Origin of the sequence: Paraburkholderia largidicola (assembly GCF_013426895.1) — a bacterium.
Lineage (GTDB): Bacteria > Pseudomonadota > Gammaproteobacteria > Burkholderiales > Burkholderiaceae > Paraburkholderia > Paraburkholderia largidicola.
Window position 1 is genome coordinate 580,977 of sequence record NZ_AP023175.1, and the last position, 14,856, is coordinate 595,832.

Genomic DNA, 14,856 nt, shown 5'->3' on the forward strand with positions numbered 1-14,856 from the left:
CGGTCCGCAAGCTGACGCGCGCTTCGTTCATCGCCGCCGGGAGGCTCATGTCCGCGACCGCCCCGAAGTGCAGACAGCAAATCCGGCTGTGCACCGCGCACGACGGCGCGCGCATCGCGTACGCGACCTGCGGCAGCGGGCCGCCCATCGTCAAGGCCGCGAACTGGCTGAGCCATCTGGAGTTCGATCTCGCGAGCCCCGTCTGGAGCCACATGATCGCGGAGATGTGCCGCGAGCACACGCTGATCCGCTACGATCAGCGCGGCTGCGGCCTGTCGGATCACGACGTCGCCGATATTTCATTCGATGCATGGAAGCAGGACCTGATCGCCGTCATCGACGCGAGCGGCGTCGACCGCTTTGCGCTGCTTGGCATTTCGCAAGGTGCGTCGATTGCGATCAGCTATGCCGTCGCGTTTCCGGAGCGCGTCTCGCATCTGATCCTGCATGGCGGCTACGCGCGCGGCCGGCTGGTCCGCTCGCGTACCGAGCAGGCGCGCGACGAAGCCGAAACCCTCGCCAAGCTCGCCGAGATCGGCTGGGGCCAACACAACCCCGCCTTCCGCCAGTTCTTCACGACGCAATTCATTCCCGGTGGCACGCCCGACCAGCACCGCTGGTTCAACGAACTCGAACGCATTTCGACGACACCGCAGAACGCCGCGCGCATCATGCGTGTTTTCAACAACATCGACGTGGTCGATCTGCTGCCGCACGTGCAATGCCCGACGCTCGTGCTGCATGCGGTGCGCGACGCACGCGTGCCGTTCGAAGAAAGCCGGCTGCTCGCGAGCCTGATCCCCAATGCGCGCTTCGTGCCGCTCGAAAGCGAGAATCATCTGACGCTCGAATGCGAGAACGCCTGGCAGCGCTGGCACGACGAAGTGCGTGCCTTCCTGCCGCCCGCGAAGCACGCGGACCCCGTGTTCTCGTCGCTCACGCGACGCGAGCGCGAAATCGTGGAACTGATTGCGGGCGGCCGCGACAATGCGCAGATCGCCGCGCGGCTCGGTCTGTCGGAGAAGACCGTGCGCAATCACATCACGAGCATCTTCGCGAAGCTCGAAGTGGAGAGCCGCGCGCAGGCCATCGTGATGGCGCGCAAGGCGGGCTTCGACGCGCCCGCTGCCTGACTGTTACTTCGACGCGCTGCATGACGGGGCACATGTCCCGGCTTTTTCCGGCTTTGTTGCACTGCTCACCGCGAGTACCGGGACTCGCGTCTCATGTCCGATCAAATGCCGATGCGCAGAATGGGTATCAGCGTTTCGCCACGGCATACGACACACCACGGCGCAGCGCTTTGAGTCGGCGCCGTCTCTCTTCGTTCTTCTTTCGGCGCCACCCCACTGCAATCCGCCGAACTGGAGTTCTCAGATGCAAGCTGTAGAGTATCAACTGCCTTCCCATCGCTACGCCAAATGCGTCGAAGTGTCCAAGCGAATCCGCTGGGATATCGACAACGACGTGATCCGCGGGCGCACGCTCGATATCGATCAGAAGTTTCTGCCCGACGGTCTGTCTCAGGTATATCGGCTGCCGTTTCTGAACGACGCCGAACGTCGCTTCTATTCGCAGGTTCAGGGTCGCACGTACGCGAACATGTTCAAGCTCGTAGAACGCTTCATCGGTGCAAAGATGCTCGAGCTAGGACGCGATCACGCGCTCGGCGACCAGATCGCGCTCGAAGCCGTCGTGCGTCTCACTGACGAAGAACTGAAGCACCAGGAACTGTTCCGCCGTATCGAGTTGCTTGCGGGCGCGGACATGCCCGCGGGTTATCGCTTCCTGCCCGATGCCGACGACATCGCCATGTTCGTGCTGGGCAAATCGACGTGGGGCATTCTCGCGCTGACGTGCTTCATCGAAATCTTCTCGCAGGTGCACTACCGTCAGAGCATCGAAGCAGACGACACGCTTTCCCCGCTGTTCAAGGACGTGTTCATGTACCACTGGAAGGAAGAGTCGCAGCACGCGATCATCGACGAACTCGAATGGATGCGCGAGGACGCGAAGCTCGACAAGCCCGCGCGCGATGCCGCCGTCGACGATCTGATCGCGCTGGTGGCGGGCGTCGACAACGTGGTGCAGATGCAGGCGAAGGAAGATGCCATGTACTTCTGCCAGCATATGGGCCGCACGCTGCTGCATGCCGAATTCGCGGAGGTGCAGGCAGCGATGCTCGACGCGTACCGCTGGCAATACATCGTCTCCGGTGTCGAAGAGCAGCGTTTCCGCTCGCTGCTCCAGAGCGTGATCGACGAGGAACAGGGACAGCGCATTTTCACCGCGCTCACGCCGATCATGAAACCGACGCTGGATCGGCAGACGTTGCCGCTGGTCTGAGCGATATTCACTGCACTACGCGTGACACGCAACGGCGGGCGCCTCAGGGCGCCCGCCGTTTTTCATCTGATGCTCTTGTGACGCCGAAGCCGATTTTCCCGCCCCCGCCGATATGCGACACTACGCACGCACACCCGTTGCAAGCAGAACCAACGCACCGTTAGCGCAGAGGGCGTATGAAGGTTCCGTACCGATACCTGTCCGCGATGGTCATCAATGTCGCGCTGCCGTGGCTCGCGTACCGGCTTGCGCTGCCGCATTGGGGCACGACGGGCGCGCTCGCCGCATCGGCCGCGCCCCTGTTCGCGTGGATGGCATGGGACCTGTATCACTCGCGGCATTTCGATGCATTGAGCGCGCTCGTGCTGGCGGGCATCCTGCCGCTGCTCGCGTGGGCGCTGATCGACCGGGGCGAGCACCGGCGCGCGCTCGAAGACCCGATGGTGTCGGGTGTCATCGGCGTCACGTTTCTGCTGTCGCTGCTGCTGCGCAAGCCGATGGTCTACTACCTCGCGCGTTCGACGGTGTCGCGTGAATCGCTTGAAGACGTCGAGCAGTTCGAGCGCCACTATCGCGAGCGCCCCGCGCTCGTCGCGCAGATCCGCCGGATGACGGTGGTCTGGGGCATTGGTCTGACGGCCGAAAATGCCGCGCGTTACTGGGTCGTGACGAACCTGAGCGACGCGCAACTGGCATTGCATATTTCGACGGCGCTGCGCTGGGGCGTCTATGGCTCGCTGTCGCTATGGACCCTCTGGACGCGGCGCCGCCTCAAACGGATAGACGCTGAGAGAAAAATGGAGTCTGCATGAAAGAGCCGCTGTTGATCGTCGATGCACGCTTGCCCGATGGCACGTGCGTCGACGTGTCGATCGTCAATGGCCGCATCGATGCGATCGGCCCTGATTTACGGGTCGAAAACGAGGTTGCGCACGAAAACGCGAACGGCGCCCTGCTGTTGCCCGGCTTCGTCGAAGGCCACACGCATCTCGACAAGACGATGTGGGGCATGCCCTGGTATCGCAACGAAGTGGGGCCTAAGCTCACCGATCGCATCGAAAACGAGCGCCGCTTTCGCGCGCAAAGCGGACACGACGCGGCGGCTGCATCGCTCGCGCTGGCCCGCGCTTTTCTGCAAGCCGGTACGACGCGCTTGCGCACGCATGTCGATATCGATACCGACGCGGGCCTCAAGCACCTCGAAGGCGTGCTGAAGACGCGCGACGCACTGCGCGATGTGCTCGACATGCAGACAGTAGCGTTTCCGCAATCGGGCATGCTCACACGCAAGGGCACCGTCACGTTGCTCGACGAGGCGCTGCGCGCGGGCGCCGACGTGCTCGGCGCGCTGGACCCGGCCTTGATCGACGGCGATCCCGTTGCATCACTGAATGCGACGTTCGATCTCGCCGAACGCCATCAGAAACCGATCGATATCCATCTGCACGAGCCCGCCGAGATAGGCGCATTCACGTTGAAGCTGCTGCTCGATCGCGTCGAGGCGCTCGGTATGCAGGGGCGCGTCGTGATCAGCCATGCGTTCTGTCTCGGCGCGCTCGCGCCGCGCGAGCGCGATCCGCTGCTCGAACGGCTCGCGTTGCTGAACGTCGCGCTGCTCACGACAGCGCCCGCTTCCGTGCCCGTGCCGCCGCTTGCAGTGTGTATCGAGAAAGGCGTCACGCTCTTCGGCGGCAACGACGGCATCCGCGATACATGGAATCCGTTCGGCTCGCCCGACATGCTGGAGCGCGCGATGCTGATCGGCATGCGTTACGACTTGCGCCGCGACGATGCGCTCGCCATTGCGTTCGATTGCGTGAGTCATACGGCTGCGCGCGGCTGCGGGTTCGCCGATTATGGCCTGCACGTGGGCGCGCGCGCCGACCTCGTGCTCGTCGATGTGGAGACCGTCGCACATGCCGTTGCGGCACGTCCTGTGCGCAAGCTGGTCGTGGCGAATGGACGGATCGTGGCACGCGACGGCACGCTGGTCGAAGGCGTGTGAACCACGCTTGCGCGTAGCCAGACAAAAAAAGCCCCGGCATGTGAACCATGCCGGGGCCAAGCTTTTGCGCTGTTTTACACCCTGACGATCAGGCTGCTGTCATGACGGGCGCAACGGCCGCCGGATCGCTGATGCTCGTCTTGCCCGTTTCGACGTGACCGGCAAGGCGGCGCTGGAACGACGCGTCATCGTTGTCGCTCACCGTCAGGTCGTACCAGTGGTGGCTCGCCGACAATACCCAGGCCTCTTCGATCGACGCATTCGGCGGCACGATCACAGGGCGCGGATGCGCGCCATACGCGTTATCGACCACGGATAGCCGCGCAATGCTGTCGCCATGATTCGTGAACTTCAGATACACGTTGCCGTTGCCGACGTCGTAATGCGTCTTCACTTCCGGCATGGCGGGCTTGCGGTTGTGGCCGAACAGGCCCTGCACATTGGCCTGGTTCGACTGCGGCTGCGCGTTGCCCGCAAAGCGGCGCACGAAACCATTCGGACCGTACACGGTGAACGCATATACGCCATTCGTCGACGACAGGTTGAACACGTCCTTCAGCGTCTTGCCCGCTTCCACCGTATAACGCCACGGACCGTCCGTGCGGTTCGTCGAGTACACATAGAAGTGCGCGCCCTGATCGCCCGTATTGCCGAATTCGATCGTCAGCGAGTTGGCCTTCTCGTCGACCTTGCCGTTCACATGCAATTCATACGGCAACGCACGCGCGAAACGGATGCCCGTTTCCTGCGGATCGATTGCGCCCGGCACGGCAGGCACCGTCGGCGCGGGCTGCGTCGCGCACTGGTTGTCGGCCATGCTCTTGTAGTTGCTCGTGTCCGGCAGCGGCGGCATCTTCGCATCCGGCGTGCGGAAGTCGAAGGCCGTCGTGAGGTCGCCGCACACCGCGCGACGCCATGCCGTGATGTTCGGCTCATGCACGCCGAAGCGCGTTTCGATGAAGCGGATCACCGACGTGTGGTCGAACACCTGCGAGCACACGAAGCCGCCCTTCGTCCATGGCGACACGATCGTCATCGGCACGCGCGGCCCGAGGCCGTACGGCAGGTTGTCGGCCGTGTAGCTGCCGCCGCGGCCCGGATTGACGACGTCGTGAATCTCGCCGTCCGCCGTCACCGTTGAAAGGCCTTGCGCGCGCGACGTTGCCACTTGTGGCGGCACGACGTGATCGAAGAAGCCGTCGTTCTCGTCGTACATGATGAAGAGCACCGTCTTGCTCCACACCTCCGGGTTCGACGTCAGCGCGTCGAGAATCTGCGACGTGTACTCCGCGCCGTACGCAGGCGTGTACTTCGGATGCTCCGAGTACGCGGCGGGCGGGCACAGCCACGACACTTGCGGCAGGCGGTTGGCCTGCACGTCGGCCTTCAGGTCGTCGATCGTGCGCACCGTCTGCGCGCGCTGGAACAGCGACGAGCCGGGTTGCGCATTGATGAAGTTCTCGAAGTTCTGCAGGATGTTCGTTCCGTAGTTGCCGTTCAGCGGGTCGGAGCCGTCCGTGCCCTGCTGATAGATCTGCCACGAGATACCGGCCGCTTCCAGACGCTCCGGATAGGTCGTCCACGACAGCAACTGATACTTCGGCGGCACGTCGCCATCCACGAAGTCGTTATTGTCGAGCAGCGGACCGCCCTTCGTGCCCGTCGGATCGACCATGCCCGTCATCAGGTAGGAACGGTTCGGGTGCGTCGGTCCCGGCAGCGAGCAGAAGTACGCGTCGCAGATCGTGAATGCATCGGCCAGCGCGTAGTGGAACGGAATGTCCGAGCGCAGGTGATAGCCCATCGTCATGTCCGTCTTGTTCGCGGGCCACTGGTCATAGCGGCCGCCGTCGATCGCGCCGTGCGTCTTGTACCACGAGTGATCCAGATCGCCGACGCATTGCGCGCTGGTGGTCTGCGTGTTCAGGTGGAACGGCAGCACGGGCTTGGTCGGATCGGCTTTCGACGGCTGATACCAGACTGGCTTGCCATTGGGCAGCGGGATCGGAAAGCGGTCGTTGTAGCCGCGCACGCCGCGCATATGACCGAAGTAATGATCGAACGAACGGTTCTCCTGCATGAACACGACAATGTGCTCGACGTCACGGATCGAGCCCGTGCGCGAATTGGCGGGGACGGCAAGTGCATTGCGGATCGATTCCGGCAGCATCGTCACGGCGGCGGCGGCGCCCGCGGACGTTGCGGCTGTCTTTAGAAAACGGCGACGGCTATTGGATGTCATGATGTTATTGCCTTCTTCTCGGGGGGAAAGGAATTAACAAGGGAATAACCGCGCGCATTCACGCGCGTTTCTTTGTTTCTTTATTTCTTATTGCCTGAACGACGATTCAATGGCTCTCTTCGCCTGGCGCGTAGCGAAGCACGGGCGCGACCTGCTGGTTGTCGGCGGCGATACTTGCCTGTGCACTGAGAATGGCGGCACTGTCCTGCGCATCGCTTCGCGCGTTGTCGGCTGCATTCATGCTGTTCGCGGCCGGCGTATTGAAGGTGTTAGCGGAATTGCCCGCCGTGGCAGGCGGCATCGCCAGTCCGGATGGCGAGGCGGAAGGCGCAGCGGTATTGGCCTGCGAAGCCGTGGGCGTCGGATTGCTGACCGTGGCGGCATCGTCCGCCCCGCACGCGGCGAGAACGAACGATGCAAGCACAACGATTGCGCTCACACGCAAGGAAGAGAGAGAAAGTCCGTTCATTCGAGCATCCAGGTTCCAGCGGAATCGACCGATGACGGCTTGCCGGGGAAGGCTGGCCGTCGCTGGAAACGCAGTCTGAAGTCGAATGAAGAAATTATTGTGAAACGTTTGCCAAGGAAAAGAAATACCTTGAAATATTTCTTATTGGAAAGCCATTAGAAAGCGAAAGGCAACACGAAAGTCATCGTCTAATTGTCTTTAAAGCAGTTCGGCATTAAATGCCGCATTGCCTTCCTTGCACCTCGCATAAGCGGCATATTCGACCGGCGCCGCTTCGTGCCTCGCGCTCGCCGGAGTGCCAGGCAGCGTGCCTCGCGCGAACTCGACGCAACATCTTGCGAGCACGTCCGTCGGATCGACGAGATGAGCGCTGCGACCCTCGCGCGTCACCGTCGCCGCTTGCGGGAAAAGAAGCGGCAGCTCGGTGCAGGCAAGCAGAATGACTTCGACCTGCTGCAACAACAGGCTTTGGACAGCTGCGATGATGTCGTCGGCGCAATCGCCGCTCGTAAAGCCCGCCTTCACGCCCCGCGCGCCATAGATCGCGTTCATCACGCGCGCCTGCATCGCCCGCGGCGGCAGGACCTGGGTCATGCCGCGCGCTTCGAGTGCCGTGCGATAGACACCGCTGGCAATCGTGCCGTCCGTCGCGAGCAGGCCGATACGATCGACGGCGGGAAACGTCGTGCGCAAATAGTCAGCCGTCACGTTCATCATGTTGATGATAGGCACGCGCAAGCGCGCTTCGATCGGCCCGATGAACGCGTGCGCGGTATTGCAAGGAATCGCGATCAGATCGGCGCCGCCGTCTTCGAGTTTCTTGCATGTCGCGTAGAGCGCGAGCGTCGGGTCCGCGCCCTCGCCCGTCAGATGATCGGTGCGATCGGGAATCTGCGGGTTCTGTTCGACGATGACCTTGATGTGATCCTGATCGCGCGCAGCGGGCGTATTGCGCACGACCTTGTGCATGAAGTCGACGGTCGCGGCAGGCCCAACGCCGCCCACCACGCCGAGCCTGATCTGATGTGCCGGTTTGCGATGATCGGCGAACAACAGATGTTGCGCGTACACCGACAAGCTATCGACGATGGGCACGGCCTGAGCGCCGAGCCGCCGCAGCGACAATGCGCTATCGCTGCTGCCCGGCAGCAGCACATCGACGCCCTGCCCGATCAGCGCGTCACATGCTTCACGCAGCCCGTCCACACTCGTTAAACCTGTGCTCACCACTTCGAGACACGCGCGCTCGCCGTATCGCTCGAACAGTCCGCGCTCGCACAGCACCGGCGACGTCAGCACGCCGACGCGGCGCGCAAGCGGATAACGCTGGCGAATATGCGCAAACAGCGCAGCGACCATATCGACGATAGCAAGCGTCGTGTTCTGCTGTAATTCGTCGATAAACAAATGGCTTTCGAAACATGGCAGCGCAACAGCGGGCAAGCCGCGCTGTTCGAAATCGCGAATTGCGTCGAATACCCGCAATTTGTGTTGCGCGGAACCCGCGACATAAGAAATCGATGCACGGCGCTCGATATCCGAGACGCGTTCGACAGCAATATCCAATGGCTGAAACGTTCGCGCAGCGGCATTCGCATCATGCATATTGCGCAAAACTTCCACGCTTGCGAGCCACGCCGCGCCGCCGACCATGCCGAGCGCACGCCGTCCCACCCCAGACGATGTATTCATAGTCCCTCGCTTGCTCTCTTATTGGAAGCGCGTATTCCGCCGACGCCGATGGACGGGCCGCCGGCGCCTTACATCGAATCCGCTATCGCGGCGCCGATCAGAATATAAATCCGAATGAGAATTTATGTTGCATGAATAAGGCGGAAAGTCTCCTTATAAACAACAACCTTTCGCTAATTCGCACCTTTAACCACCGCCAATTACGTCTGGTTAACCCTTGGATGCGTCGAAATTGTTAATTAACGACGATTGATTCCATTCAGAACGGAAACCCTATGCTCGCTAATCGCACTTGTTACGGGTCCAACCTTTGCTGAATTTGCAATCTTGGGAGGTAGAAAGACGCCGCAGCACCACTTTGGAGACCCGGGAAGATGGCAACGAAAAATCCATACGACAGTGATGACGAGTTTCAATGGCGCGCAATCGGCGCACACATGAGCGACAACCGGCGCGTGCTGGTCGTCGACGATTACGCCGATGCCGCCGACGCGCTGCAACTGCTGCTGTTCGCAAACGGCTTCGAATGCCGCGCCATGCATCGCGCCGAGGACGTCTGCGAACTCGCCTCCCAATGGCAGCCATTCGCGGTCGTGCTCGACATTGCCATGCCGGGCGTCGATGGACTCGAGCTTGCGCGTCGCCTGCGCGCCTCCGACTCGACCTCGCATATGCTGCTGATCGCGTGTACGGGCTACGCGTCGCAACTCGATCGCGAGCGGGCGCGCGAAGCCGGCTTCGATGCGCATTGCGCGAAACCGCTCACGCCGCAGCGTCTGCTCGAACTGTTGAAGCAGGCTACCTCGGGCGACGTCTAGCGCGTGTGTAATTCATACAGGCATGCCTGCGCCGTCCCAACGCGTCCATACCGTGAAGGACTAGTCACGCGCCTTGACGCATGTGGATCGACGCCGGCGCGAGGGGCAGGCACGCTAACTGCTGTCGCATTGTCAGTCCTTGCCGCACAAAGGTTTAGCGCGCCCGGGCGGCTGCGGCGAAGCACCAAGGGAGGCGCTAGCCGGGACCTCGCGTTGACAGACAGGAGAACAACGATGCATAGAAGAAATTTCATACTCAGCACCGGCGCCGCACTCGCTGCGGGTGGTCTTGCCCTCTCGGGCTGCACGATGACAGGGCCGCATTCCTCGACGACCACCAGTAATACGGACAAGCGCCGCGCCATCGATTCGAGCGTCGATGAAACGCTCTCGCGTCTCTACACGACGGCGCACGGCTCGCGCGAACTGGTCGCAAAAGCACGTGGCGTACTGGTGTTCCCATCCGTCGTGCAGGCAGGCTTCTGGATCGGCGGACAATACGGGCAAGGGTCGCTGCGCGTCGGCGGGCAAACGGTGGGTTACTACAGCACGGCAGCAGGCTCGTTCGGCCTGCAGATCGGAGCACAGTCGAAGGGCGTGGTCCTGCTGTTCATGACACAGGACGCACTCGACAGCTTCCGCAACAGCCAGGGCTGGTCGGTCGGCGGCGATGCGACGGTCGCGCTCGTGAAGGTCGGCGCGAACGGCAACATCGATACGACGACGGCCACCAAGCCGGTGGAGGCATTCGTGCTGACCAACGCCGGACTGATGGCGGGCGTTTCGCTCGAAGGCGCGAAGATTTCGCGGCTGGACATCTGAGCGTAATAGAACGCCGACATACACGGGGCGCGCAACGCGCCCCGTTTCGCTTGCGCCGGGATGAACGCAGCCATGTAAAACCCTCTGTATTTCCCAACGCGTTTTACATTCGAATATCGACGCACGTCTATCACGCGCGTGTTCACCAAGTTGACGCATTTCATCCTCTACAGTGCTTCATGCACCGCAGTCCCGCGCCGCGCAAAGATCTGAAGAAAACGTCGAGCCGCGCCGCATAAGCATCGCGGAATGCGCGTGCCTATGGCACACCGTTTGCTGCTCAGCGAAGCCGTCGTCCCTCGCTTCTCGCCGACCCGATCCGCGACATGGATCGCGCCAGTCATCCGCGGCGGCAATTCAAGCGTCTTATTCAATCTACTCTTTCACCAGGAGTTTCAACCTTGACGCTGAACGTCCTTCTCGTCGCCTCGGAGGCGATGCCGTTGGCGAAGTCCGGCGGTTTGGGCGATATGGTGAGTGCGTACGCCGCCGCGTTGCGCGACGCGGGCGTCGATTCGACCATTCTGTTGCCTGCGTACCCCGCGGCGCTCGAACGCGCGGTGGGCGTGACGCCCATCTGCCGCATCAGCGGCTTGCCGGGCGGCGACGCGCGGCTGTTGCGCGCGCATATGCCCGATACGGGCGTGCCTGTCCTGCTTCTGCAGATGGATCATCTGTTCAAGCGCGACAACCTCTATCAGGACGAACAGGGCCGCGACTATCTCGACAACGCGATCCGCTTCGCGTCGCTTGCGGCAGCGGCGACGCGCATTGCGCGTGGCGTGCGCGGCGTGCAGAAGCCCGACATCGTGCATGCGCACGACTGGCACACCGGCCTCACACCGCTTTTGATGAAGGTCGCGGGTGTCACGGCGAAAAGCGTGTTCACCGTGCACAACCTCGCGTTCCAGGGCAACTATCCGCTTGCATTGGGCAGCTGGATGGGCGTGCCGCCCGAACTGCTCGCGCCCGCGTTGACGGACCCGCGCAGTATCGAGTTCTATGGCGCACTCAGCATGATGAAAGCGGGCATCGTGCACGCAGATCAGGTCGTCACCGTCAGCGAGAACTACGCGCGCGAAATCCTCACGCCGCATTTCGGCCATCTGATGGAAGGCGTGCTGCAGGCGTGCTCGCACAAGCTGTCGGGCATCACGAATGGAATCGACAGCGCGACATGGAATCCCGCCACCGACCCGCTGATCGCCCGCGCCTATTCCGCCGACGACGTGCGCGGCAAGCAGGCCTGCAAGCGCGATCTGCAGCAGACCTTCGGCCTGAGCGTCGATCCTTTCGCGCCGCTGGTTGCCATCGGCAGCCGTCTTACGTCGCAAAAGCTGGCCGACGTCGTCGTCGAAGCGCTGCCTTTGCTGCTCGCGCGCGATCCGCGGCTACAGGTGGCGATACTCGGCAAGGGAGACGCGTATCTGGAAGCGGCAGTGCGGGATCTCGCCGCCGCCTGGCCGCAGCGCGTCGGCGTGCACATCGGCTATGACGAACGGCGCGCGCACATGCTGCACGCAGGCGCCGATGTGTTGCTGCATGGCAGCCGCTTCGAGCCATGCGGCCTCACACAGCTCTATGCGCTGCGCTACGGCACGATTCCCGTCGCGTCGCGCGTCGGCGGGCTGCGCGACACGATTGTCGATTACACGCCCGAGCGTTCGCCTGAACTCGGTTTGCCTGAAGACGGCGCAACGGGCTTTCTGTTCGACGGCGAGACGCCCGATGACGTCGCCGCGGCATTGCAGCGCGCGCTCGACGCGTTCATGCGCCCTTCGTCGTGGCATGCGTTGCAGCGCAATGCGATGCGATGCGATTTCAGCTGGCGCAAGCCGGTGCAGGCGTATCTGAGGCTCTATGCGATGTTGACGGATGCACGCCCGGCGCAACCGCGTGTCGATGTCGAACGCGTTGCAGCGGCATCGGCGCAACGTCGCGCGAATACGAGCGGCGCAGCGAATGCGAAGACTGCGTGGAGCAATGGCGCAACGTCGTCGCAGGAGACGGTGGCGCGAAGCGCGTGAGGCCGACGCAACAGCGTCTATAAGGGCTATACAAATAGCAACGGACCTCTTCTCGCGAAGAGGTCCGTTTTTCTTTTAGTACTACCACTACCTCTCAGGTCCGCCACTACGCCTGCAAACCGGGGCCTTCAAAATACGCTCATTCCGTCAACCGCTCTTCGAGCCGCTGGAAGATCCGCTTCGTCTCGCCCTTCGCATGCAACGAGAACAGCAAGAGCGAACGGCCCGTCACCTGATACACGTCACCCGATTCGAAATCGGGCAACTCGTCGCGCTCCGGCGCATTCGTGTCGATCATGCAACTCCACTGATCGCTGCCCGGTATCTCCGGCAACATGAAGTCGACGACGTCGTGATACGCGTTGATGACGAGCAATAGCGTCGCATCGGAGGCCGGACGCCGGATGCCGCTCGCCTGCGCGCGCCCGTCGATCACAAGGCCGAAGCAGCGCATCGCCGAATCGTCCCATTGCTCGTCCGTCAGCACGGCGCCGACGGGACTCAGCCACTTTACATCCGTCACGCCGATGTCCTCGCGCATTTCGCCAGTGAGAAAGCGATTGCGCCTCAGGACGGGTAACGCGTGGCGCAGCGTCGTCAGCTTGCGCACGAACTCGGTGAGCGCGCGGCCGTTGTCGTCGATGCCCGCCCAGTCGATCCAGCTCACCTCGTTGTCCTGGCAATACGCGTTGTTATTGCCCTTCTGCGTGCGGCCGAATTCATCGCCGGCAAGCACCATCGGCGTGCCTTGCGAAAACAGCAGCGTCGCGAGCATGTTGCGTTTCTGGCGCTCGCGCAATGCGATGATTTCGGGGTCGTCGGACGGCCCTTCCTCGCCGCAATTCCACGAGCGGTTATCGCTATGCCCGTCGTTGTTGTCTTCGCCGTTCGCTTCGTTATGGCGTTCGTTGTACGAGACGAGATCGTTCAGCGTGAAACCGTCGTGCGCGGTGATGAAGTTCACGCTTGCCCATGGGCGCCGGCCGCGCCGGTTGAAAAAGTCGCCGGAAGCGGTGAGGCGCTTGGCGAGATCGGCGGCAGAGGCTTCATCGCCCTTCCAGAACGAGCGCACCGTGTCGCGATAGCGATCGTTCCATTCGGCCCAGCCCGGCGGAAAACCGCCCACCTGATAGCCGCCCGGCCCGCAGTCCCACGGCTCCGCAATCAGCTTCACGCTGGAGATGATCGGGTCCTGCCGGCAGCTGTCCAGAAAGCCGCCGCCTTCGTCGAAACCGTACGGCTCGCGCCCGAGGATGGTCGCAAGATCGAAGCGGAAACCGTCGACGTTCATCTCCGTCACCCAGTAGCGCAGACTGTCCGTGACCATCTGCAGCACACGCGGATGCGAGAGGTTCAGCGTGTTGCCCGTGCCCGTGTCGTTGATGTAATAGCGGCACTCGTCGGGCATGAGCCGGTAGTACGACGCGTTGTCGATGCCGCGAAACGACAGCGTCGGCCCGCGCTCGTTGCCTTCGGCCGTGTGGTTGTACACGACGTCGAGTATCAGTTCGAGTCCGGCATCATGCAGCCGGTCGATCATCTCCTTGAACTCTTCGATCACGCCGGGGCCGCGCGCAAAGTAACGCGGATCGGCCGCGAAAAAGCCGATGGTGTTATAGCCCCAGTAGTTCGTCAGCCCTTTGTCGAGCAGGTATGAATCGTTGACGAACGAATGGATCGGCAGCAGTTCGATCGTCGTCACGCCGACGCGTTTGATATGGTCGATCACGGCTTTGTGCGCGAGGCCGTCGAAGGTGCCGCGCATCTTTTCGGGCACATCGGGATGCAGCTTCGTATAGCCGCGCACGTGCGTCTCGTAGACGATCGTGCGATCCCACGGCACGCGCACGCGCGTCGGATGGGTCCAGTTGAACGTCTGGTCGACCACCTGGCACTTCGGCATGAACGCCGCGCTGTCGCGCTCGTCGAACGTGAGGTCGTCTTCCGTTTCGAGCGTATAGCCGAACAGCGACGGGTCCCAGCGCAACGACCCGACATGCGCCTTCGCATACGGGTCGAGCAACAGCTTGTTCGGATTGAAGCGATGCCCCGCTTCAGGCTCATACGGGCCATGCACGCGGTAGCCATACACCGTGCCCGGCTTCAGGCCGGCCATGTGCACATGCCACACTTCGTCGGTGTATTCGGGCAGTTCGATCCGCTCGAGTTCCTTCTTTCCTTCATCGTCGAACAGGCACAACTCGACCTTCGTCGCATGCGCGGAAAACAGCGCGAAATTGACCCCTCTGCCATCCCAGGTCGCGCCGAGCGGAAACGGCAGGCCCTCGGAAATGCGGGAATCGGTTGGCATAGTGGTATTCCTCAGGGCGAATTGGATGGGCGTGACGCGTCATGTCTGCGTGGACACAGCAACATGGACGTTTAGCAATCGTTGTGCCTGACAGGTCAATGAAACCCCAATCAAAACCCATGAA

11 protein-coding genes are annotated in these 14,856 nt (G+C 62.3%); 7 read left to right on the plus strand and 4 right to left on the minus strand.

Annotation, left to right across the window (positions count from 1 at the left end):
- Nucleotides 1-47: 47 nt before the first annotated feature.
- The 4 genes from PPGU16_RS19340 (at nucleotide 48) to PPGU16_RS19355 (ending at nucleotide 4,351) form a co-directional block, all read left to right on the plus strand.
- Entirely contained in the window at nucleotides 48-1,133 is a 1,086-nt protein-coding gene (locus tag PPGU16_RS19340) for an alpha/beta fold hydrolase (protein WP_180724393.1), read from the plus strand.
- A 244-nt stretch (nucleotides 1,134-1,377) separates the two neighbouring features.
- Complete coding sequence (locus PPGU16_RS19345) at nucleotides 1,378-2,346, plus strand: hypothetical protein (RefSeq protein WP_180724394.1); 969 nt, start codon at nucleotides 1,378-1,380, stop codon at nucleotides 2,344-2,346.
- A 176-nt stretch (nucleotides 2,347-2,522) separates the two neighbouring features.
- The gene (locus tag PPGU16_RS19350) at nucleotides 2,523-3,158 is read left to right on the plus strand and encodes a VC0807 family protein (RefSeq protein WP_180724395.1); all 636 of its coding nucleotides are present in this window, start codon (nucleotides 2,523-2,525) and stop codon (nucleotides 3,156-3,158) included.
- Nucleotides 3,155-4,351, plus strand: coding sequence for an amidohydrolase family protein (locus PPGU16_RS19355; protein WP_180724396.1), 1,197 nt, complete (start codon nucleotides 3,155-3,157; stop codon nucleotides 4,349-4,351). The genes PPGU16_RS19350 and PPGU16_RS19355 overlap by 4 nt, the downstream gene beginning before the upstream one ends.
- Nucleotides 4,352-4,439: 88 nt before the next feature.
- Here the strand turns inward: PPGU16_RS19355 and PPGU16_RS19360 are convergent, their stop codons facing one another.
- The 3 genes from PPGU16_RS19360 to cuyB all read right to left on the minus strand — a co-directional run bounded on the left by PPGU16_RS19360 (nucleotide 4,440) and on the right by cuyB (nucleotide 8,754).
- Nucleotides 4,440-6,593: a phosphocholine-specific phospholipase C gene (locus PPGU16_RS19360; protein WP_180724397.1), complete on the minus strand. Its 2,154-nt coding sequence runs from the start codon at nucleotides 6,591-6,593 to the stop codon at nucleotides 4,440-4,442.
- Nucleotides 6,594-6,699: 106 nt separating this feature from the next.
- On the minus strand, nucleotides 6,700-7,062 hold the full coding sequence (locus PPGU16_RS19365; RefSeq protein ID WP_180724398.1) for a RodZ family helix-turn-helix domain-containing protein: 363 nt from the start codon (nucleotides 7,060-7,062) through the stop codon (nucleotides 6,700-6,702).
- Nucleotides 7,063-7,260: 198 nt separating this feature from the next.
- On the minus strand, nucleotides 7,261-8,754 hold the full coding sequence (gene cuyB, locus PPGU16_RS19370) for a cysteate racemase (RefSeq protein ID WP_180724399.1): 1,494 nt from the start codon (nucleotides 8,752-8,754) through the stop codon (nucleotides 7,261-7,263).
- 374 nt (nucleotides 8,755-9,128) lie between these two features.
- Here cuyB and PPGU16_RS19375 point away from each other — a divergent pair, with 374 nt between their 5' ends.
- The 3 genes from PPGU16_RS19375 (at nucleotide 9,129) to glgA (ending at nucleotide 12,421) form a co-directional block, all read left to right on the plus strand.
- Nucleotides 9,129-9,572, plus strand: coding sequence for a response regulator (locus PPGU16_RS19375; protein ID WP_180724400.1), 444 nt, complete (start codon nucleotides 9,129-9,131; stop codon nucleotides 9,570-9,572).
- A 234-nt stretch (nucleotides 9,573-9,806) separates the two neighbouring features.
- Complete coding sequence (locus PPGU16_RS19380; RefSeq protein ID WP_180724401.1) at nucleotides 9,807-10,394, plus strand: BPSL1445 family SYLF domain-containing lipoprotein; 588 nt, start codon at nucleotides 9,807-9,809, stop codon at nucleotides 10,392-10,394.
- Between the two features lie 401 nt (nucleotides 10,395-10,795).
- On the plus strand, nucleotides 10,796-12,421 hold the full coding sequence (gene glgA, locus PPGU16_RS19385) for a glycogen synthase GlgA (RefSeq protein ID WP_180724402.1): 1,626 nt from the start codon (nucleotides 10,796-10,798) through the stop codon (nucleotides 12,419-12,421).
- A gap of 139 nt (nucleotides 12,422-12,560) precedes the next feature.
- Here glgA and glgX read toward each other — a convergent pair whose 3' ends face one another.
- Nucleotides 12,561-14,732: a glycogen debranching protein GlgX gene (gene glgX, locus PPGU16_RS19390; protein ID WP_180724403.1), complete on the minus strand. Its 2,172-nt coding sequence runs from the start codon at nucleotides 14,730-14,732 to the stop codon at nucleotides 12,561-12,563.
- Nucleotides 14,733-14,856 lie beyond the last annotated feature (124 nt).

Coding starts and splice junctions, on each gene's coding strand:
- PPGU16_RS19380 (WP_180724401.1), top strand. CDS start 9,807: ATGCATAGAAGAAATTTCATACTCAGCACCGGCGCCGCACTCGCTGCG.
- PPGU16_RS19340 (WP_180724393.1), top strand. CDS start 48: ATGTCCGCGACCGCCCCGAAGTGCAGACAGCAAATCCGGCTGTGCACC.
- cuyB (WP_180724399.1), bottom strand. CDS start 8,754: ATGAATACATCGTCTGGGGTGGGACGGCGTGCGCTCGGCATGGTCGGC.
- PPGU16_RS19350 (WP_180724395.1), top strand. CDS start 2,523: ATGAAGGTTCCGTACCGATACCTGTCCGCGATGGTCATCAATGTCGCG.
- PPGU16_RS19355 (WP_180724396.1), top strand. CDS start 3,155: ATGAAAGAGCCGCTGTTGATCGTCGATGCACGCTTGCCCGATGGCACG.
- PPGU16_RS19375 (WP_180724400.1), top strand. CDS start 9,129: ATGGCAACGAAAAATCCATACGACAGTGATGACGAGTTTCAATGGCGC.
- glgX (WP_180724403.1), bottom strand. CDS start 14,732: ATGCCAACCGATTCCCGCATTTCCGAGGGCCTGCCGTTTCCGCTCGGC.
- PPGU16_RS19365 (WP_180724398.1), bottom strand. CDS start 7,062: ATGAACGGACTTTCTCTCTCTTCCTTGCGTGTGAGCGCAATCGTTGTG.
- PPGU16_RS19360 (WP_180724397.1), bottom strand. CDS start 6,593: ATGACATCCAATAGCCGTCGCCGTTTTCTAAAGACAGCCGCAACGTCC.
- PPGU16_RS19345 (WP_180724394.1), top strand. CDS start 1,378: ATGCAAGCTGTAGAGTATCAACTGCCTTCCCATCGCTACGCCAAATGC.